A 19,153-nucleotide genomic window follows, 5' to 3' on the forward strand; every position below is an offset into this window, starting at 1 on the left:
AGAAAGCTTCTTTGAATTGATGTATTTCATCCGCAGATTATGCACGAATGCTAAGAAAATTAGAGTGAAAATATCAATCAAAAAGGTGGTCATTTTTTGATTTATGAAAGAGATCTATAGATATTATTTAGATTTTTGGCTTTGTTTTTTAGCTAAAATAGTATTGGATTCAAGTATCTAAATAGTAAATTTACTGATGATTTCAGGCGTTAAATTTGAAGCATATCTAACTCAGAAACAGAACTTAATTCTGAGCCAATGGATGGGTTGTGCGAGATTAGCCACATATGGAAACTCGTTGCTTTAGCTGCGAGTAGTTCATTGACTTAAATAATCTTAAAAATTTTTCCGCTAGAAGTACTTTGGAAAAACATTTCAAAGCTGGGGCGAATATCTTCACCATCCACAGTAATATATTTAACATGGGAACAAGACTGGCTAGCACTAAAATGACGCTCAACCGTAGCCTGAATAGAATATTTGATACCGAATTGGTCTTTTACATTTAGATTTTGTTTAAACATTAGTTTACCTTTAATAAGATTATGGCAGAGCGGCTATTCAATTAATTAAGCAATATATTATTTTTTAAATAACTTTTTGATTTAGCTTAAATAATTGATTTAAAGACGTATAAAATGTACGACCATCTAAATTTAAATCTACCTCAATTCCCGATTCCAGCAGAACTCTTTTACCCACTTCAATTTCTTTAAAACCTTGACGTGTATTCTGCATTTTATTTAAGGGAATTAAAGAAACGATAATTTCAGTACCATTTTTAGATTTTGCAATTAATTCATTAACTTTTAACAATTTGTATCCTATTTTTATGATTTTTTTCCAATATGGAAGAACAACTTTTTCTTTAAAATTAAAAAAGCACTGAGTAGTGCTTTTTCAACTCGTATTAGTGCTTATATGGCAACAATATTGACTGCATTCGGGCCTTTTTGGCCTTGAGCAATACTAAATTCAACCTGTTGGCCTTCAAATAAGGTTTTAAAACCTGAGTTGGCAATTTCACTGAAGTGTGCAAAAACATCTGGTCCTGATTCTGGTTGAATAAAACCAAAACCTTTAGTTTCATTGAACCACTTAACGGTACCTTTAACAACATTTGAGTTTGACATAATAAATCCTACTGATTTTTTAATAATTTTTAGTCATTTTAGTGACTGAATATAACTTTGAAAATAATAAATAATGAAACTTAAAATCTGAAAAAAACGAAGAATTATGAATAAAACGACGATACTTAAGAGAGATTTAATGAAACAAGACTTTTTTCTAGTTGAGTTAACTATACCCTAAAAACAGGAATAATCAAGTTTTTTTATATGTATATTTAATTATCTTATTAAGAATCTAGTTATCTGACTGATTTATATATTTTATTGTAATTATAACCAAACAAAGTTAATCTAATTGGCCAATAAATTTGACCAGTAAATGAATGCGATTATATAGTTCTGTAATAATAATATTGATGTTTTTAATTTCAGGAATGATGATTTTTTTACATATGCACAAAGCTTATATCAGCCTTCAAATTTGACTCTATATTAATAATTACGAGATGTAAGAAAAAATCCCCCGAACCAAGGGTAGGACTAAATCTACTCATTTTTGGTTTATAGTAGCCCACTGATTTTCCATTCAAATATTTCAAAACAAAATATGTAAATTTGAATCTTGAAGCACTACCTTAATCTGCTATAATTTGTACATCAAACTGATGTACTTATTGGTAAAAAATATGGCTAACTTAGCAATAGAACGAATCAATGTTCGGTCAACAGTAGATGCAAAAAATGTGATTGAACAAGCTGCGAATTTATTGGGTCTCAGTGTGAGTTCCTTTATGATCCAATCCTCGTTTGAACGAGCAAAAGAATTACTTAAATCTAATCATGAGTTAAAAGTGAATAATGCTGATCGTGATATGTTAATGAACATGCTTGAAAACCCACGCCCTGCAAATGATGAGATGAAAAATTTAATGAGTTTATTGGATGAAAATTGAGGTTTTACAAGCCCATCATCAGAAAAAATCATTTAATTGTGGGCAAGATGATTTAAATAAGTTAATAAAACAATACGCATCCCAACATCAGAAATCAGGAACGAGTAAAACGTATGTAGCTATTGATGACGATGATACACAGGTGAAAGGATTTTATTGTCTATCAAGTATCTCTATAGGATTCGATGTAGTTGATGCTGTTCTCACTAAACGATTACCTCGTTATCCATTACCTTGTGTGGTTGTAGGTCGCTTTGCCGTTGATCAAACAACTCAGGGGCGAGGAATTGGAAAAGTGCTTTTAGCACATGCTCTTAAACAAGTTTCAAAAGTTGCTCAAATTATTGGTATTAATTTTGTTGTCATACATGCCAAAGATCAAAAAGCGATGGAGTTTTATCAGCGTTTTGGCTTTATTTCATTAACATCAAATCCATTAACATTAATATATCCAGTGAGTGAAATACCTAATTTAAATTAAAGTGGTCTACTAGCCACAGGAGTAACTGGTAAATTACGAACAAGAATAAGAGATTCAGGTTAATTTTAGATGGTCTAAAACATCCACAAGATCAAATTCTTATTTTTATAATTTTTTCAATAATCGCTTAATATTTAATCCTTAAACGAAAGACAACTCCTTGTTGACTGTTATACGCGTTTGCTTCCCCATTATGTAACATCATGATAGATTTAACTATTGATAACCCTAAACCCCCAGTTTTTGCTTTGGAATGTCGACTACTATCAATTTGATAGAAACGCTCAAATAAATGATTCAAATGCTGTTTATCAATGAAAATATTTTTAGTTAATACTTCAATATCGACATGATTTTCTATGATTTTGGTTGAGATAACAATATCTTGATCTTCAAGTCCATAATCAATGGCATTGATTAGAAGATTAGATAGCGCTCTTTTTAATAAATCTTCATTACCATATATTTGAATTCCTTGTTCTAACTCCAAAACAAATTTCATTTGTCTATCTTCAGCTAAGAATTCAAAATAATGGACCAATTCTAAAATAAGGTTGGATAAATCAATATTTTCTTTATCAATAATATAATCGCTGTGTTCAGAACGAGCGATGAACAACATATTGTTTATCATCTTACTTAGTCGTTCATATTCCTCAAGATGAGAATATAAAAGCTGCTCCAGTTCTTGGGGTGATCGAGATTGCATGAGCATAATTTGTGTTTGACCCATTAAATTATTTAAGGGAGTTCTTAGTTCATGGGCAATATCTTCGGAAAACCGTGCCAATTGATCATAATTAATTTGAATTTTTTCTAACATCGCATTCATTGCTGAACGGAGTTGCTCAACTTCAACGGTAGTACTTTTAGTTTCGATTCGCTGATGTGGTTGAGTGCCCTGAATTTTATGTGTTTGCTCAATCAAATTATTTAGAGATTTGAGTAAATACCACCCGACCCAACGTCCGAGCAGGCTTGCCATGACAATGCCCAATAAACTATAGAGAATCAATTTCCATAAATATTGATCTAGAGTAGATTGAGCTTCATCAAGTTGTGTGCCAGCAATCAGTTGGTAATGTTGATTATTAAAAATAACAGTTTTATAAGCCAAACGGGTTGTGGCAAATTCAGATTGATTATCCAGAAAGGTAATGGTTTTTGATTCCGCCATAGTGGGAATAGCAACTTTCAGTGGATTAATCTCAATTAAGGCATGTTGTGGGTTTCTTAAGATTAAAAGATTATCTTCTTTCCCTAGCATATTTTCATACAGACGAGGGTGTTGAACTAAAATCTGAAAACTTGCTTGATCCTGTAAAAAAATTTCGATGCGTTCAACACGTGCAGTTAAATTCTGATCACGTTGTTTAGCTAACAAGTGCTGCATGTTGTGATAAGAAAGTAAACCAATACCAAAAAACACAATAGAACAAATAATACTGAAGGAAATACTTAAGCGTGTTGTTAAGCTGAGTTGCGTTAGCTGATTTTTCATTTATTTACGCTTAAACGATATCCCATACCCCGAACAGTATGAATTAATTTTGGCTGAAAATGATCATCAATTTTGGCACGCAAACGGCGAATAGCAACATCTACCACATTGGTGTCCGTATCAAAATTAATATTCCACACCTCAGATGCAATTTGAGATCTGGTTAACAATTCACCTTGATGTTGCATTAATAAGTTTAAGAGTGAAAATTCTTTAGCGCTTAAGTCGATTTTCTGTTGGTTCCGATAAACAGTACGTTCAAACCTATATAAAACTAGATCTTCAACCTGGTAATATTCAGACTCAGGTTTTACACTTCGTCTCAACAGGCTTTTGACCCGTGCCAATAGTTCAATATAAGAAAAAGGCTTAATTAAATAGTCATCTGCACCAAGTTCTAAACCTTTAACTCGATCTAGGACATGATCTTTCGCAGTCAGCATAAGTACCGGAATTTTAGAAAATGTCCTTAGGGTCTTTAATACTTGCCAACCATCAATTTCAGGTAACATGACATCCAAAATTACTAAATCAAAGTTTTTTTCTTCAAACAACCTGAGTGCTGTTAATCCATCATGAGCAATACTGGCTAAATAGCCGGATTCATTTAAACCTTTTGCTAGAAATTCAGCAATTTTGGTTTCATCTTCAATAATAAGTATCTGCATCTAAATAATATTATATGGATTTGTCTGTCCCTACATTACAAATTCGTAATCTGATTGTCATGCAATAGTGAGTTTATTTTATATAAGCTAATTTATCTCTTCATTTAGCTTAATAGAAATGATGAAAAAACTTCTATTTATTCCGGTACTTCTATTTAGTTCAATCACATATTCAGCTCCTAAAACCAGCTATGTCATGGATCTAAACCTCGCCAATCAACTGGCAACCAATGTCATGCAAGCATGTAGCACTACTGCTAAACCTGCGGCTGTAGTGGTCTTAGATCAGGGTGGCAATGTACTGGCAAGTCAACGGCATGAAACTGTGGGTATACATAATTTAATCGCAGCGCAAAGGAAAGCTTTTACCGCATATTCAAGCAAGGTGACTACCTTACAATTTATGCGTAATGCCCAGAAGAATGTTGATTCACAGAATTTAACCAGCTTACCTGAATTATTACTTTTAGGTGGAGGAGTGCCCGTCGTTTATAAAAGTCAGCTATTAGGTGCAGTTGGTGTAGCCGGTGCAGGTGGATCAATTCAAGATGATCAATGTGCACAACAGGGTATAGCAATCTCACTCAAAAAAATTTAAATCAATTTAATTCAGGATAAATTCATATGAACAAGTTATTTTTATTCGCTGGCAGTTTATTTATTTCAAGTTGGGTAATGGCGCAAAATCCTTTAAGTGTGCATGTACTTAACTTGGAAAGTGGATTACCTTCACCTGATGTAAAAGTTACTTTGGAAGAACAGAAAAATGGCAAATGGGTACAGATTTCAGTAGCTAAAACCAATGAGCAAGGCCGTATAACGGCATTATTTCCAGAAAATAAAACTTTAGATAATGCAATATACAAAGTCACGTTTAAAACAGGAGACTGGTTTAAAAAAAATAAGCAAAATTCTTTCTTTCCAGAAGTTCCAGTAATTTTTCAAACAGATGGTTCAGTAAAACACTATCATATTCCCTTATTGCTGAGTCCTTATGGATATTCAACCTATCGAGGTAACTAAGCTGAGAAAAATAAAAGCTCTAACTTGTATGAGATTAGAGCTTAGTATCACTTAATATAATGGTGCTTATAGGTAATAGCCCTCATTTGAGGGCTATTACCTTATTACAAAATTTTCACAATAGATTATGATCAAATATGGTAATGAAAATACTCATATATTCAAAATTAAATTTATAAAAATGGAGTGCATTCTCATGATTAAAATAAAAAATCATGTTCTGACTATGACGTTAGGTTGCATCTGCTTAAGTTCTACATCTGCAATTGCCTCTCCACTAATATCCTCTCACGATACAGCTCACTTACCTACTGTAGCAAGTACAAACCCCGGCACTTTGTTATCCATACAAGCACAAAATACCGATCTATCTTCAAGTGCATCACAACGCTTCTTAATTACCTATTGAAGTCGCGGCATACAATCAAAACCAATTATAGCTTCTGGATTTATTTTATTACCCAAAGGAAAAGTACCAAAAGAAGGTTGGCCTATTTTAGCATGGGCGCATGGTACAACAGGTGTTGCCGATACTTGTGCTCCCTCGAGTGATTATGTGGATGGACCTGTTCATATTTATCAACAAATAGCGGCAAAAGCTTTGAATGCCTGGCTTACTCGTGGATATGCAGTGGTCGCACCAAACTATCAAGGTTTAGGTACAATCCCTATATAAATGCTCAAAGTCAATTGCATACTGTAGTGGATGCTGTAAGGGCAACTCATCATTTAAAGCCTTATAAATTTAATAAAAATTGGTATGTCATGGGGCATAGCCAAGGAGGTGTGCATCTCTTGCTGTTGCGGCGTATGGACAAAAAGACGCACCTGAACTTAATTTACGTGGGGCAATTGCCCTTACTCCAGGCGGTTATCAATATGAAGGAATTGCTGAATATGTGGCAACTCACTCTCAAATCTACACCAATGTTGCAGCATTTTTTCCAATCGTTCTTCTGGGGGGCGGAAGCTGCAGATCCTAATCTTGCTCCAGCAAATTTAGTTAGCCCAGAAATGGAGGAAGTTCTTAATCTGGCACGCGGTCGCTGTCTATCAGAATTACAATCTGATCTGAAGCAAGCCCCTAAAACTGTCTTTAAACCGAATGTAAATCTAGCACCTTTGACCAATTATTTTAAAAAGCAATCTATTGAGAATATGATACCCACTGTGCCAGTTATGGTTGTTCAGGGTGAGAAAGATCAGTTAGTGGATTCACGCGGTACTTATGCCTACTATCAACAAATTTGCAAGGTAGGAAAACCTATTGCCTTTTATCCTTTGAAAGAAGGCGACCATCGTGACTCATTAAGACAAAGTGAATTCCTGATTGGAAATTTTATTAATTCAGTTGAAGAAAGGAAATCTGTAAATACCTGCAGCGTAAAATAGTATGGTAGAGTCAAGAGTTTGAACTCAAAAAACTCTTACACAGAATTAAAATTTAGCATTTCAATTTTAAATATAAAAAATTAAAATAAATCAATATGATGATAAAGAGTTTATTATCACTAAATGATAAAACTTGTCTTGTAACAGGGGGGATGCGGACGTTTATGATCAAACCACAGAAATATCCAAGAAAATGCCAGTCAATTTCTTAACTGACTGGCATTACATCTTATAATTTATAATGAGTTTTTCAGCGATTAGATCACTACTTTAACAATTCATGTAAATACACTAATTAATGGGATTGATTTAATTCATTATCTGTTGCAGAGATAATAGATGCAAAGATTGGAACACCCACAATAATGGGGAATGAAAGGATCCATACGTCTGTTGTTACTTGACTTGAAAAGAAAAACTGGTTGACAAGAGCAGCCATAATTAATAATGAAACTAAAATACTAGTGAATCGGATTACAAATTTGATAGGCATTTGGCTGCTCCTAGGTGAGTCTAGCTGTTGTTGTAAAGTATATACCTTATCTGACTGTCCTTAAATCCATAAATAGCTGTCCACTTCATTTTACGTGGACACTATCGTGATGTTGAGCAGATAAAAAAGTGGGGCTCAGCGGACGCTTACAGTTTTACGCTCCATTTGATAGAATTATTGTACGGACAATAAGGTTAATCCAGCTTAATTTATTCAATCCCAAATACTGAATTTCACAATTTTGTCTTCACGCTTTGTTCACACCCACCTGGGTTATCTTAAGCCTGAGATCCAACAAGGCTAAAAAATGAAGATGCTATTCAAGTCTGTTTTCGCAGCGACAGCACTGGCCATGATCAGCTTAAGCTTTACTACGCAAGCTGAAACGGTTGCACCTCAAGCAGTCGACCAGGTAGATATTCAGCAGTATGCGGGCAAGTGGTATGAAATCGCGCATTTACCGATGTATTTTCAGCGTAAATGTGTATCGAATATCTCGGCACAATATCGTGTCAATGCCGATCAGACCATGCATGTCTTGAATAGCTGCCGGATTGCCAATGGTGAAATGATTAGTTCGGAAGGGGTTGCCTATCCACAAAATCAGGGCAACAGCAAACTGAAAGTCAGTTTTTTACCTCAAGGTTTAAGATGGATACCGTTTACCAAAGGTCATTATTGGGTATTACGCGTAGATCCGGAATATAAAGTAGCACTGGTAGGTGGACCAACTAACAAATACCTATGGATTTTATCGCGTGAACCGCAGCTGGATGAAGCGACGTACCAATCCTATCTCGACACTGCGAAACATTATGGTTATGACGTGACAAAACTGATCAAATTACCGCATTAATCTGCTACCCTTTTGCCGAACTGCCAAGTCTCTCTACAGTTCGGCTTTTTTTATTTTCACTTCACATAAAATTCATATCTGACTGATTAAACTCATCAAATAGAATAAAGACAGTCGCTTAAAATTTAGGATGAGTCCATGTTGAAAAGTCTGATGCGATGGATAGACAGCTGGTCTACAACCACACAGTCCGAAACGCTGAATGCTGAAAATAGCAAGATTCAGTGGCTTAGAATTTTGCCCTTTATTCTGTTGCATCTGGCCTGTTTCGCTGTGTTCTGGGTGGGTGTGTCATGGTTTGCGATTGGCTTTATGCTCGCGTTCTACCTGATCCGCATGTTTTCCATCACCGCTTTTTTTCATCGCTATCTGTCGCATAAAACTTTTCAGACCTCGCGTTCGGTGCAGTTCCTGTTTTTATTACTGGGCACCATGAGTGCACAGCGTGGCCCGCTATGGTGGGCGGCACATCACCGTTATCACCACCGCTATACCGATACCTTGCAAGACCCACATTCCTCGACGCATGGTTTTTGGTACAGCCACGTCGGCTGGTTTTTAAATGAATATAATTTTGCCACGCGTAAAGAAGTGATCAAGGACTGGCTGAAATATCCGGAACTGATCTGGCTGGATCGCTTCAGTTTAATTGTGGTACTGCTGACCGCGGGCGGAATTTATGCACTAGGGGAATGGCTGGCCATTACCTGGCCGCAACTCGGTACGTCAGGCCTGCAATTGCTGGTCTGGGGCTTTGTAATCTCTACCGTGTTACTGATCCACGCCACCTTGTGTATCAATTCACTGGCGCATCATTATGGCAGCCGGGATTTTGACACTGAAGATCACAGCCGCAACAACTTATTCCTGTCCATCATTACCTTGGGCGAAGGCTGGCATAACAATCATCATTATTATGCTGGCAGTACCCGGCAAGGCTTTTACTGGTGGCAGATTGATGTGACCTATTACCTGCTGAAACTCATGTCCTGGTTCGGACTGGTCTGGGGAATCAAGCCCATTCCGGCACGGGTCTATGAAGTCAGTAAAATTGCTCAGGCCAGAAAACAGAAAAAAGCCGCTACGGCAGGCTCTCACAAAATTCAATCGAAGGAATCACCATGAAAATTGCAATTATTGGTTCAGGTATTTCCGGTCTGTATGCTGCCTGGAAACTCAGCAAAGTGCATGAAATCACAGTCTTCGAAAAGAATAACTACTTCGGCGGTCATACCGATACCCATCAGCTCAATATAGACGGTGAACAGGTCGCGGTGGATAGCGGCTTTATTGTGTTTAACGAGCATAACTATCCGCTGTTTTGCGCGATGCTAAAAGAACTCGGGATTCAATCGCAAAGCAGTGACATGGGCTTTTCGGTGAATAATCAGGTCACCGGCTTGCAGTACAATCCTTCAAAAAAATTCTCCCTGTTGTTTAGACCGCAAAACTTTTTAAAGGCTGATTTTCGCGCAATGTTGTCGGATCTGTTCCATTTCTATGCGGCTAATAAAGATCTGGATGTGGAACAGGTCGATGCACAGCTCAGTATTGATGAGTATTTAAATCAACATGGTTATAGCGATGCCTTTCGTCAGGAGCATCTCTATCCGATGTGTGGGGCGCTGTGGTCCTGTCCGGTGGAGCAAGCCGGACAGATTCCCTATAAATTTGTGGTGAGCTTTTTCCAGCACCATCGCATGTTGCAACTGAAAGACCGGCCGTTATGGCTCACGGTCAAGGGTGGATCAGCTCGCTACGTTCGTGCGATTCAGGCTCAGGCCAATATTAGCTTCCGCAAGACCGGCGTTTTGCATGTCTCGCGGAGTGCCAATGATGTGCTGGTTGAAACGATACAGGGCAGCGAACGTTTTGACTGGGTCGTATTTGCCAGCCATGCTGACGACAGCCTGAAGTTACTGAAAGACCCGTCCGCGCAGGAGCTGGACGTGCTCGGCAAGTTTCGCTATCAGGATAACCGCATGGTGGTGCATTCTGATACCCGCATCATGCCAAAATCCAGACGTCAGTGGGCCAGCTGGCATGTGCATGTGACCCAAAGTCAGGGAACTGAACAGACGCCATTCCAGCACAGTGGTATGCACTATGGTTTCAGCTACTGGATGAACCAGCTGCAAAACCTGAAGTGTAAAGCCCAAGTCTTTGCCACCCTGAATCCTAATTTCACCCTCGATCCGAAAAAAATCTGGGTAGAACGTCATTACCGCCATCCGGTATTTGATACGCCAGCGATTGAAGCACAACAACGCTGGACTGAAGTCAGTGGTCAGAACCGCACATCATACTGTGGCGCTTACTGGGGCTGGGGCTTTCATGAAGATGGGGCGCGCAGTGCTTCATGGGTCGTAACTCAGCTATTGAAACGGACCGAGCAGGCGGCCTAGGAGCGAATGATGCAGATGTATCCACTGGCTATCGCCTCTGCCGAAATCCGGCATCGCCGTTTCTTGCCCAAAGCACATGCTTTTGAGACCCAGCTGACCTATCTATGGTTTGATCCTGATCAACTCTCAAGCTTTACCCAAAAGTCCTGGCTATGGTCTTCCAGGCACTGGAATTTCCTGACCCTGGATGAGCGTGATTTTCTGACCATGGAATGTGGTTCGATTCGGCAGAAGGTCGCACGTCTGCTGATCAAGCGGGAAAACTATCTGTTACCGCATGCCGCGTCCATCCGGGTTCTGGCCTTGCCACGCACACTCGGCTTTCGTTTCAATTCCGTGGTGTTTTATCTGGTCTTTGATGCCACCGACCAACTGATCTTTGTACTGAGTGAAATTACCAATACACCGTGGAATGAACGTCAGGTCTATATCCATGACTGCCGGCACAATACAACTGAATATGCGCCGTACCAGAGTCACCAGTTTGATTTTAAAAAGGCCTTTCATGTATCACCGTTCATGCCGATGGCACTGGATTACCGCTGGCGCTTCAGCTTCTCTGATCAGCAGAACGTGATTCATATGCAGCTGTTTCAGCAAGGGATATTGCAATTTGATGCCACCCTGCAATTTTCTCTGCAGGCCATCACGGTTCCTTCACAGCAGTATCGCTATGCTGTGTTGAAAGTTCTTGAACCCTTCAGGATGGTCAGCGGAATTTATCTGCATGCCTTCCGTTTATGGAAAAAGAAAATTCCGTTTTACCGACATCCTAAAAAAGAAAAAGGAAACACATTGCGATGAAAACACTGTTAATGGGAGAGCAAAGCACACTGCCGGTGGTACTGCGCCACCTGCTTAAATTACGCCATGGTCAGCTGATTTTTAAAGGCGTCTGGAACGGGACAGTCGGTGAAAACAGTGATCTGCAGGCCGTGATTCAGGTGCATGATGCAAGGCTGATAGATCTGCTGTTCCGTAATGGTGTACTCGGTGCTGCAGAAGGTTTTATCCGTGGCTACTGGAGCAGTGAAGATCTGGTCAATGTGATCCGCATTCTGGCACGTAACCGTGATGTGCTGGACCGGATGAATCAGAATGCGGTGGCCAAAGCCAGCCAGTTGCTGTTAAAGGCCTGGTACAAATCGCGCAAAAATTCGCTGGATGGCAGCCGCAAAAATATTGCCGAGCATTATGACCTGAGCAATGACTTTTTCAAGCTGTTCCTGGATAGCAGCATGATGTATTCCAGTGCGGTATTTAAAGAGCCGGGCATGAGTCTGGAACAGGCATCGGATTATAAAAAAGAACTGATCTGCCAGAAACTCAAACTTAAACCAATGGACCACTTAGTCGAAATTGGCAGTGGTTGGGGTGGTTTTGCCATTTATGCCGCGCAGCATTATGGCTGTAAGGTCACCACCATTACCATTTCCAAGGCGCAGTATGATGAAGCCGTGGCCCGGGTCGCTGCAGCCGGACTGTCACATCGCGTTACTGTCCAACTGAAAGACTACCGTCTGTTGGAGGGTAAATACGACAAGCTAGTGTCGATTGAAATGATCGAGGCTGTGGGTGAGCAGTATTTAGCAACTTATTTCAACAAATGCCGTGAATTGCTGAAACCGAATGGTCTGGCCCTGATTCAGGCTATCACCATTGAAGATGCCCGCTATGCCAAAGCCCTGAATACCGTGGACTACATCAAGCGCTACATTTTCCCGGGCAGTTTTATTCCCTGCATCAGTGTCATGACCCAGGCAGCTTCCGAGCAAAAACTGCGTCTCAAGCATCTAGAAGATATCGGTCAAAGCTATGCAGAAACCTTAAAGGTCTGGCGTCAGCGTTTTCTCTCCCAACGTGATCAAGTTTTAGAACTCGGCTTTGATGATAAGTTTATTCGTATGTGGGATTTTTATCTCTGTTATTGCGAAGGCGGCTTCCGTGAAGGTGTGATCAGTGATGTACATCTGCTGTTCGAAGCCAGTGCTTACTAAGCCGAGATAAAACAGGAGGGTCGACATGCTGCTGAATTTACTGGTGCTGAATGTCTTTATCATGTTCTGTAGCTGGCTGCTGGTAACCTATAACCAGCGTGCCGGTCTGGTCGATGTCGCCTGGAGTTTTAATATTGCCCTGAATGTCATCATCGCGGCCTGGGTCATGGAAACTGCACCACTGCTGGTCCGGGTCTTTCTGGGACTAGCGAGTGGCATCTGGTTTTTACGCTTAACCTGGCATCTGCTGCGCCGTTATGCCAGTGAAACCAAGGAAGATACCCGTTATGCCAATATGCGTCGGGCCATGGGGGATTATCAACATCTCGGTTTTTTGGCCTTTTTTATGTTTCAGGCCGGGCTGGTGGTACTGTTTTCCTACCCGATGCTGGAACTGCTGAATATTCCGGCCCAGCAGTGGAATGACTGGACATCGGCTACGGTGTTGGGGGCAGGCATGATCATGCTGCTGGCGCTGATTGGGGAAAGCACAGCCGACCAGCAACTCTACCGTTTCAAACTGAATCCACAAAACCAGGGCAAAACCCTAGACCAAGGCTTATGGAAATATTCACGTCATCCGAATTATTTTTTTGAATGGTTGCACTGGTTTGCCTATCCGGTTCTCGGTCTGGCGGCAGGTGTGTATGGATTATGGCTGTATCCGCTGCTGATGTGGCTGTTTCTGTACTACATCACCGGTATTCCCTTTAGTGAACAACAGGCGCTGACACATCGCGGCGACAACTATAAAGACTATCAACGACGAACTTCAATGTTTATTCCGTGGCCACCCAAAGAGTAGGTAAATACATGGACTTTATGATTCAACAATCTTTAAAACTAATCGAAAGCGGTAAAGTGCCCGATCCGGTGATTCGGGCTGGCATTCGTACTTTAAGCAAAAAACGCTTGGCACAGGAAGGACGCTTGGACCCGGCACTGGCGGCACAGCGCTATATGGATGTGCTGCATATGCTGAAAAACAGCGAGATTGCCATCGAGACTGGCAAAGCCAATGAACAGCACTATGAACTGCCCACCGCATTTTTCCAGGCAGTGCTAGGCAAACGGCTGAAATACAGCGCCAGCCTGTTTGAACAGCCAGATACTACCTTGGATCAGGCGGAAGAAGCGGCACTGGCCAGCTACTGCCAGCGTGCACAGTTACAGGATGGACAGGATATTCTGGAAATCGGCTGTGGCTGGGGATCTCTCAGTCTGTATATGGCCGAGCATTATCCCAAAGCCCGCATTACCGTGGTGTCGAATTCCTCAACTCAGCGCCAGTACATTCAAGAACAGGCCAATCTGAAAAAACTGGATAACCTGACGGTGATCACCTGCGATGTCAATGTACTGCAACTGGAAGCCGCTGCTTTCGACCGTGTGGTTTCGGTGGAAATGTTTGAGCATGTCCGCAACTACCAGAAACTGTTTGAAAATATCAGCAGCTGGCTCAAAGACGATGGCCTGTTGTGGTGCCATATTTTCTGTCACCGTTTCCTGCATTATCCGTTTGAAGTCAAAAATGAATTTGACTGGATGTCAAAATATTTCTTTAGTGGCGGTCTGATGCCGGCAGCCTCGACCTTTTTGCATTTCCAGCAGCATTTGCAGCTGGAACAGCACTGGCAATGGGCCGGCACCCAATATGAACGCACCGCAAATGCCTGGCTGGAGAATATGGACCAAAAGCAGGCCAAGTTGCAGCCCCTGTTTGAACAGACCTATGGCGCAGATGCTGCAATCTGGTGGCAGCGCTGGCGGATTTTCTTTATGGCCTGTGCCGAGCTGTTCGGTTATGACCATGGACGCGAGTGGGTGATCGGCCACTTTCTGTTTAAAAAGAAAGCCGTATAATTGAATAGCGAATCGGATGGGCCAGCGGGGAATGCATCAATGTTAAGGCTGTTTAGGGACAAGCGCGATCATCCTCTGGGTGAGGTGTTTAACCGCTACTACTGGCTGCAAATTGGATTCATTGCCCTGTCCGTGGTGATTGGCATTGGCTGCAGTGCCTGGGTGATCAAAGGTTCCTTGCTCAGAACCGCGCTGGAACAGGAAATGTCACACTACTGGCAGCGACTGGAACGTAATCCTGCTGCAGAACTGCCCGACACCAAAAACCTGTATGGTTACCGCTGGGACGATGTGCCCCCAGCCCAATTTCAGCACATGCAGCTTGAACAAGGGGTGAATCGGCATTTTGTCGATGGCAAGGAACGCATGACCGTGTATGGTGAAAAAGACGGGCAGCATGTGCTGCTGGTGTTTGGCGAAAGCAACGTCAACAAGCTGGTCTGGCTGTTTGGTCTGGCGCCGCTGATGGTCAGCCTGTTTGTGCTTTATAGCGTGCTGTGGTGGTGGAATCGCCGTGCCCGGCGCTATTTTTCTCCGATTACCCGCCTGGCCAATGCGCTAGAGCATATTGACTGGGAACACCAGAAAAATCAGGCTTCGCCGTTTCAGGACATCCGTACTGACTCCAATCTGGAAGCGGAATATCTCAAGCAGGCGCTGGAAAAATATCATCAGGTCTTAAGCGAGTTTATTCAGCGTGAACGCGAATTTACCGGTGATGTCAGCCATGAGCTGCGCACGCCACTGACCATTTTAAAGGGCAATGTGCAGCTGTGTCAGGCACGCTATGGTGACAACAAGTCCTTTACCCGCCTGCACAATACCATTGAAGACATGCAACTGCTGGTCGATACTTTGCTGGCTATCGCCCGCAATACCACCAATACTTTAAGTGCAGAACCGAGCATGCTATCGCAGTTACTGGACAATCTGGTGCAGGATCTGGACAGCGTTAGCCATAACAAAGGCATGCTGATTGACCTGCAAAAAGACCTCGACGAACAGCCGCGTAAACTTTATCCATCGATGACCAAAATGGTGTTTGGCAATATTCTGCGCAATGCGCTGAACTATTCACAAGGCACAGAAATTGATGTGATTCTGCAAAAAAATAAAGTGCTAGTGGCAGATAACGGCATAGGGATTCCCTTACCAAATAATTCCAAAGTTCAGGAACTATCCGGCCAGCAGTTGCAACTGGAGATCAAAGGACATGGCATTGGCCTGCAACTGGTACAGAAGCTGTGCAAGCAGCTTGGCTGGCGGGTAGAGCTGTTTGACCGGCAGTATTATCTCAGGACTCATCAGGATGTTGATCTGGCGATGACTACCGGACTGATTGTGGTAGTGTATTTAAACTAAGCCTCAGCGTTGAAAGACTAAGGTTCTAAAGCAATCTTTAAACCGACACCGGATATGGTATGAATCAGCTTCTGACCAAAAGGCTTGTCGACCATTTTACGCAGATTGTAGATGTGGCTGCGCAGGGCGTCACTTTCAGGTTCTTCATCGCCCCAAAGCTCCATCATGATTTCCTGTTTGGTCAGGACTTTAGGCGAATGACGCATCAACAGTTTTAACAATTTAAACTGAATCGGAGGCAATTCAATGGCCTGCCCAGCCCGGGTCAGCTGCTGTCTGGCCGGGTCCAGAATCAGGTTGTGAATTTGCAGACGGCTACTGGACACTTCACCCAGCGAACGCTTGATCAGAGCTTTGACCCGCACCACCAACTCGTTAAAATCAAACGGCTTGACCAAGTAATCATCCGTGCCGGAATTGAAGCCTTTGAGCTTGTCATCCAGAGTATCCCGAGCGGTCAGCATCAGTACCGGCAAGTCCAGCCCTTCTTCATGACGCAGCCATTCACACAGTTCATAACCGGAACCATCCGGCAGGTTAATATCCAAAAGCAAAATATGATAGCGCTGCTGTTTCAGTAACTGACGCGCAGCATTCAGATTGCGGGCATGATCCACCACAAAATCGTGTTCTTCCAGAAACTCGCATAAGGTAGAAGCCAGTTCGTAATGATCTTCGACCATGAGGATAAAATGTTTGGACATAGCTGCGGATACTAATTTAATAATTGCTGTTTCAATTTAGCACTAAATGGCTGAGGACCAAGCCATATATTAAAATATTGCTGGGCTAGAGGATGCTGAAGCTGCCCCAAGACTTGCCGGTTTAAGGATAAGCTCAGGGTTTGTGCGGTATGCGTATACTTCAAACAGTATAGATCACCAGATCTCACCGGGCGATACAAATCGGTGATCGGATTGAAAATGGCCAGTATTTTTGGGTCTTTGACGTTGCGCTTGAGCAGATGCGTGGCAGCACGTTTAAATGCCCATTCCGGAATATTATGTGTATAGGAAAAATCCATCTGGATGTTCTGCTCTTGCCAGGGCTGGGTGCAGTTTTGGGCAAAATAACTGGCAACTCCCACCTGTTTTTGGCCCACCATCAGTGGACCATCGCCACATTTATTTAAGGTTTGTGCCTGCGCCAATGAGCTGATGCTAAATCCCATCACTAGCGCCGTACTGATCGCTACTTTTTGAATGGCAGTACCCATGAATAGGTTCCTCCGACATAAGGTAGGGAACGGTACAGACCATTCGCCGGGTCCCAGAAATCTTGCTGGAAAATAATCTTATTGCTTGCATTGATCTTGATTTCACTGATGCCATAAGAATCCATGCTTCGAGTCGTTCCAAACATCTTAAAGTCATAAGCCATATGCCAGTGCACATAGGCAGAGTCCTGATGATAAGAAGTATTTAACAGCTTGACACTGACATTACTGACTCGTTTGTTCATCCCCTGAAAATGCTCAAGCAGATTTTGCCGTGATGAAAATTGCGACAGGGTATCATTGATAAACAGCTGATCGGCATACAGTGATCCTGCTCTTTCCACAAATGCGGGTGTGCCTAAGGTATTAAAGGCTGAGGTAAAACGGGTGCCAATATCCAGCGCTTTTGCCTCATCCAACACTACACCCTGAGTATGAGTTCTGGCTTTTGCATAATCGGATGAATAACTGGGAATACTTTTACATCCGGCTAAAGATAGCAGCGGTAAGGACAAGGCAGCTACCAGTATTTTTTTGACATGTTTCATCATCACTGTCCGTCTTAAATTTATGTATTTAATCTAGATAAAAGGTCGTGAATAGAATGTGAAGATGACAACATCCCATAGGGTAAATATAGACAGATTCCCATTATTTTTTTAAGAAAGATGGACTTAACAATAATCAGCTATATTGCATCAAAAAATTGCGCAAGAAAACAGGCTGGTAATTCGATTATCAGTAGCTTGAGTTCATAACTACCTACTTAAATTTCTACTTTTGCAAATCTCTCTGGTCTTAAATTCAACTTAATAAAAGATCACAAATCAAGTAAAATAAAAGCTAGATCAATACTTTATTTGGGTGTTTTCTGAGATGAAATTTTAAATGTTGTGAATGGCTCGTTGTTAAACCAAACCTATTCAATACACTTATTTGAGATACTCTTTTCTATGAATCAATTACATCAAACTAAAACTGCAGAACTGATTGAAGTAGATGAGGGTATTCGGCTGCATATCACTTGGGCCCAAAAAGTATTTCAAAATCTTGTTTTAAAAACACCTGCTGATCCACAATTTTCCGCGAAAGAGAGCCATTTATTGTGTCATTTTGGTCAATGGTTTCAATCAAATCGCGTCAAATTTAAAAAAATCAATCCTGACAAGACTCGGGAACTAGAGCAGGCGCATTATCTTGTGCATCATCATTTGCATAACATATTTGCGAAACTCGGTGAAAATCAGCATGTAGACGAAGATTTAGTCAGTCAATATCAAAAAAGCCAGAGTGAACTGATTGAGCTCCTGATTTATTTTAGAACCCATTTTATTACTCAGGCATTGCAGTATGATCCTTTAACTGGTTTGGCTTTAAGATATGGAATGGTGAATCAATTCAATGCTTTACATCAGGATGTTCAGAGAAACCAGAAAATCTTGGCGATCGCTTTACTGGATTTAGATCATTTTAAACGGGTGAATGATCAATATGGGCATCAGGCAGGTGATGAAGTACTTGCACATACTGCGCAGCTACTTCGTGATTCTCTTCGAGATACGGACAACATTTTTCGTTTTGGCGGGGAAGAATTTTTAATCTTTCTTGAGGTGGAAAATGCCCATGTCCTGCATGAAATTATCGACAGAATTTTTCAGTCACTGCACAGAAATCCGACCAGATTAAAAACTGGTGAGGCCATCTATATCACTGCAACGGTTGGAATTATCACTGCTAGGCCTGATGAAACCATGGAAAAAGCCATTGAAAGAGCAGACCAGGCCATGTATTTAGGAAAACAGCAGGGACGAGACCGGGCAATCTTTGCCTGATCGGATCAACCTGTTGGGTTTATTCACATTTAAAATCC

Annotated in this window: 23 protein-coding genes and 1 pseudogene; 15 read left to right on the top strand and 9 right to left on the bottom strand. The window is 41.4% G+C overall.

Annotated features, from left to right (window positions below):
• The first annotated feature begins 196 nt into the window (after window positions 1–196).
• Window positions 197–307: a helix-turn-helix domain-containing protein gene (locus ACE01R_RS15885; protein WP_086197553.1), complete on the top strand. Its 111-nt coding sequence runs from the start codon at window positions 197–199 to the stop codon at window positions 305–307.
• 19 nt (window positions 308–326) lie between these two features.
• Here ACE01R_RS15885 and ACE01R_RS15890 read toward each other — a convergent pair whose 3' ends face one another.
• The 3 genes from ACE01R_RS15890 to ACE01R_RS15900 all read right to left on the bottom strand — a co-directional run bounded on the left by ACE01R_RS15890 (window position 327) and on the right by ACE01R_RS15900 (window position 1,133).
• Window positions 327–524 (bottom strand): hypothetical protein, encoded by a 198-nt coding sequence (locus ACE01R_RS15890; RefSeq protein ID WP_019837892.1) that lies wholly within the window; start codon window positions 522–524, stop codon window positions 327–329.
• A 64-nt stretch (window positions 525–588) separates the two neighbouring features.
• Entirely contained in the window at window positions 589–816 is a 228-nt protein-coding gene (locus tag ACE01R_RS15895; RefSeq protein WP_004761266.1) for a hypothetical protein, read from the bottom strand.
• Window positions 817–917: 101 nt separating this feature from the next.
• The gene (locus ACE01R_RS15900) at window positions 918–1,133 is read right to left on the bottom strand and encodes a cold-shock protein (protein ID WP_019837890.1); all 216 of its coding nucleotides are present in this window, start codon (window positions 1,131–1,133) and stop codon (window positions 918–920) included.
• 626 nt (window positions 1,134–1,759) lie between these two features.
• On the opposite strand from ACE01R_RS15900, the gene ACE01R_RS15905 reads away from it, so the two are divergent.
• The gene (locus tag ACE01R_RS15905; protein WP_395552491.1) at window positions 1,760–2,026 is read left to right on the top strand and encodes a DUF1778 domain-containing protein; all 267 of its coding nucleotides are present in this window, start codon (window positions 1,760–1,762) and stop codon (window positions 2,024–2,026) included.
• Complete coding sequence (locus tag ACE01R_RS15910; protein WP_395552492.1) at window positions 2,016–2,507, top strand: GNAT family N-acetyltransferase; 492 nt, start codon at window positions 2,016–2,018, stop codon at window positions 2,505–2,507. Before ACE01R_RS15905 ends, ACE01R_RS15910 begins: the two co-directional genes overlap by 11 nt.
• A 127-nt stretch (window positions 2,508–2,634) precedes the next feature.
• Here ACE01R_RS15910 and ACE01R_RS15915 read toward each other — a convergent pair whose 3' ends face one another.
• Both ACE01R_RS15915 and ACE01R_RS15920 read right to left on the bottom strand, forming a co-directional pair.
• Entirely contained in the window at window positions 2,635–4,008 is a 1,374-nt protein-coding gene (locus ACE01R_RS15915) for a heavy metal sensor histidine kinase (RefSeq protein ID WP_395552493.1), read from the bottom strand.
• Window positions 4,005–4,676: a heavy metal response regulator transcription factor gene (locus ACE01R_RS15920; RefSeq protein ID WP_395552494.1), complete on the bottom strand. Its 672-nt coding sequence runs from the start codon at window positions 4,674–4,676 to the stop codon at window positions 4,005–4,007. The genes ACE01R_RS15915 and ACE01R_RS15920 overlap by 4 nt, the downstream gene beginning before the upstream one ends.
• A gap of 121 nt (window positions 4,677–4,797) precedes the next feature.
• Here ACE01R_RS15920 and ACE01R_RS15925 point away from each other — a divergent pair, with 121 nt between their 5' ends.
• From ACE01R_RS15925 to ACE01R_RS15935, 3 genes and pseudogenes are all read left to right on the top strand, one after another.
• Window positions 4,798–5,274 carry a heme-binding protein gene (locus ACE01R_RS15925; RefSeq protein ID WP_395552513.1) on the top strand — a complete coding sequence of 159 codons (477 nt, stop codon included), beginning with the start codon at window positions 4,798–4,800 and terminating at the stop codon, window positions 5,272–5,274.
• A gap of 26 nt (window positions 5,275–5,300) precedes the next feature.
• Window positions 5,301–5,699, top strand: a complete 399-nt coding sequence (uraH, locus tag ACE01R_RS15930; RefSeq protein WP_395552495.1) for a hydroxyisourate hydrolase — start codon at window positions 5,301–5,303, stop codon at window positions 5,697–5,699.
• Between the two features lie 196 nt (window positions 5,700–5,895).
• Window positions 5,896–7,091 (top strand): annotated as a pseudogene (locus ACE01R_RS15935) (alpha/beta fold hydrolase).
• 295 nt (window positions 7,092–7,386) lie between these two features.
• Here the strand turns inward: ACE01R_RS15935 and ACE01R_RS15940 are convergent.
• Window positions 7,387–7,584, bottom strand: coding sequence for a hypothetical protein (locus ACE01R_RS15940; protein WP_395552496.1), 198 nt, complete (start codon window positions 7,582–7,584; stop codon window positions 7,387–7,389).
• A gap of 307 nt (window positions 7,585–7,891) precedes the next feature.
• Here ACE01R_RS15940 and ACE01R_RS15945 point away from each other — a divergent pair, with 307 nt between their 5' ends.
• From ACE01R_RS15945 to ACE01R_RS15980, 8 genes are all read left to right on the top strand, one after another.
• Window positions 7,892–8,440, top strand: a complete 549-nt coding sequence (locus ACE01R_RS15945; protein WP_395552497.1) for a lipocalin family protein — start codon at window positions 7,892–7,894, stop codon at window positions 8,438–8,440.
• Between the two features lie 138 nt (window positions 8,441–8,578).
• Complete coding sequence (locus ACE01R_RS15950) at window positions 8,579–9,565, top strand: acyl-CoA desaturase (protein ID WP_395552498.1); 987 nt, start codon at window positions 8,579–8,581, stop codon at window positions 9,563–9,565.
• The gene (locus ACE01R_RS15955; RefSeq protein ID WP_395552499.1) at window positions 9,562–10,845 is read left to right on the top strand and encodes an NAD(P)/FAD-dependent oxidoreductase; all 1,284 of its coding nucleotides are present in this window, start codon (window positions 9,562–9,564) and stop codon (window positions 10,843–10,845) included. The genes ACE01R_RS15950 and ACE01R_RS15955 overlap by 4 nt, the downstream gene beginning before the upstream one ends.
• Window positions 10,846–10,854: 9 nt before the next feature.
• The gene (locus ACE01R_RS15960; RefSeq protein WP_395552514.1) at window positions 10,855–11,649 is read left to right on the top strand and encodes a DUF1365 domain-containing protein; all 795 of its coding nucleotides are present in this window, start codon (window positions 10,855–10,857) and stop codon (window positions 11,647–11,649) included.
• A complete protein-coding gene (locus tag ACE01R_RS15965) occupies window positions 11,646–12,842 on the top strand; it encodes a class I SAM-dependent methyltransferase (protein WP_395552500.1) in 1,197 nt (398 codons plus the stop codon). Before ACE01R_RS15960 ends, ACE01R_RS15965 begins: the two co-directional genes overlap by 4 nt.
• A 25-nt stretch (window positions 12,843–12,867) precedes the next feature.
• Window positions 12,868–13,647 (top strand): DUF1295 domain-containing protein, encoded by a 780-nt coding sequence (locus tag ACE01R_RS15970; protein WP_395552501.1) that lies wholly within the window; start codon window positions 12,868–12,870, stop codon window positions 13,645–13,647.
• 8 nt (window positions 13,648–13,655) lie between these two features.
• Window positions 13,656–14,705, top strand: coding sequence for an SAM-dependent methyltransferase (locus ACE01R_RS15975; RefSeq protein WP_395552502.1), 1,050 nt, complete (start codon window positions 13,656–13,658; stop codon window positions 14,703–14,705).
• A 39-nt stretch (window positions 14,706–14,744) separates the two neighbouring features.
• Window positions 14,745–16,067 carry a sensor histidine kinase gene (locus ACE01R_RS15980; protein ID WP_395552503.1) on the top strand — a complete coding sequence of 441 codons (1,323 nt, stop codon included), beginning with the start codon at window positions 14,745–14,747 and terminating at the stop codon, window positions 16,065–16,067.
• A 17-nt stretch (window positions 16,068–16,084) separates the two neighbouring features.
• On the opposite strand, the gene ACE01R_RS15985 is transcribed toward ACE01R_RS15980, so the two are convergent.
• From ACE01R_RS15985 to ACE01R_RS15995, 3 genes are read right to left on the bottom strand one after another with little or no spacing between them, the layout of a single operon-like run.
• Window positions 16,085–16,771: a response regulator transcription factor gene (locus ACE01R_RS15985; RefSeq protein ID WP_395552504.1), complete on the bottom strand. Its 687-nt coding sequence runs from the start codon at window positions 16,769–16,771 to the stop codon at window positions 16,085–16,087.
• An 11-nt stretch (window positions 16,772–16,782) separates the two neighbouring features.
• Entirely contained in the window at window positions 16,783–17,283 is a 501-nt protein-coding gene (locus ACE01R_RS15990) for a chalcone isomerase family protein (protein ID WP_395552505.1), read from the bottom strand.
• Entirely contained in the window at window positions 17,259–17,831 is a 573-nt protein-coding gene (locus ACE01R_RS15995; RefSeq protein ID WP_395552515.1) for a nuclear transport factor 2 family protein, read from the bottom strand. The genes ACE01R_RS15990 and ACE01R_RS15995 overlap by 25 nt, the downstream gene beginning before the upstream one ends.
• 405 nt (window positions 17,832–18,236) lie before the next feature.
• Here ACE01R_RS15995 and ACE01R_RS16000 point away from each other — a divergent pair, with 405 nt between their 5' ends.
• Window positions 18,237–19,115 (top strand): diguanylate cyclase, encoded by an 879-nt coding sequence (locus ACE01R_RS16000; protein WP_395552506.1) that lies wholly within the window; start codon window positions 18,237–18,239, stop codon window positions 19,113–19,115.
• The last annotated feature ends 38 nt before the right edge of the window (window positions 19,116–19,153 follow it).

This window comes from Acinetobacter sp. BSP-28, assembly GCF_044130285.1.
GTDB lineage: Bacteria > Pseudomonadota > Gammaproteobacteria > Pseudomonadales > Moraxellaceae > Acinetobacter.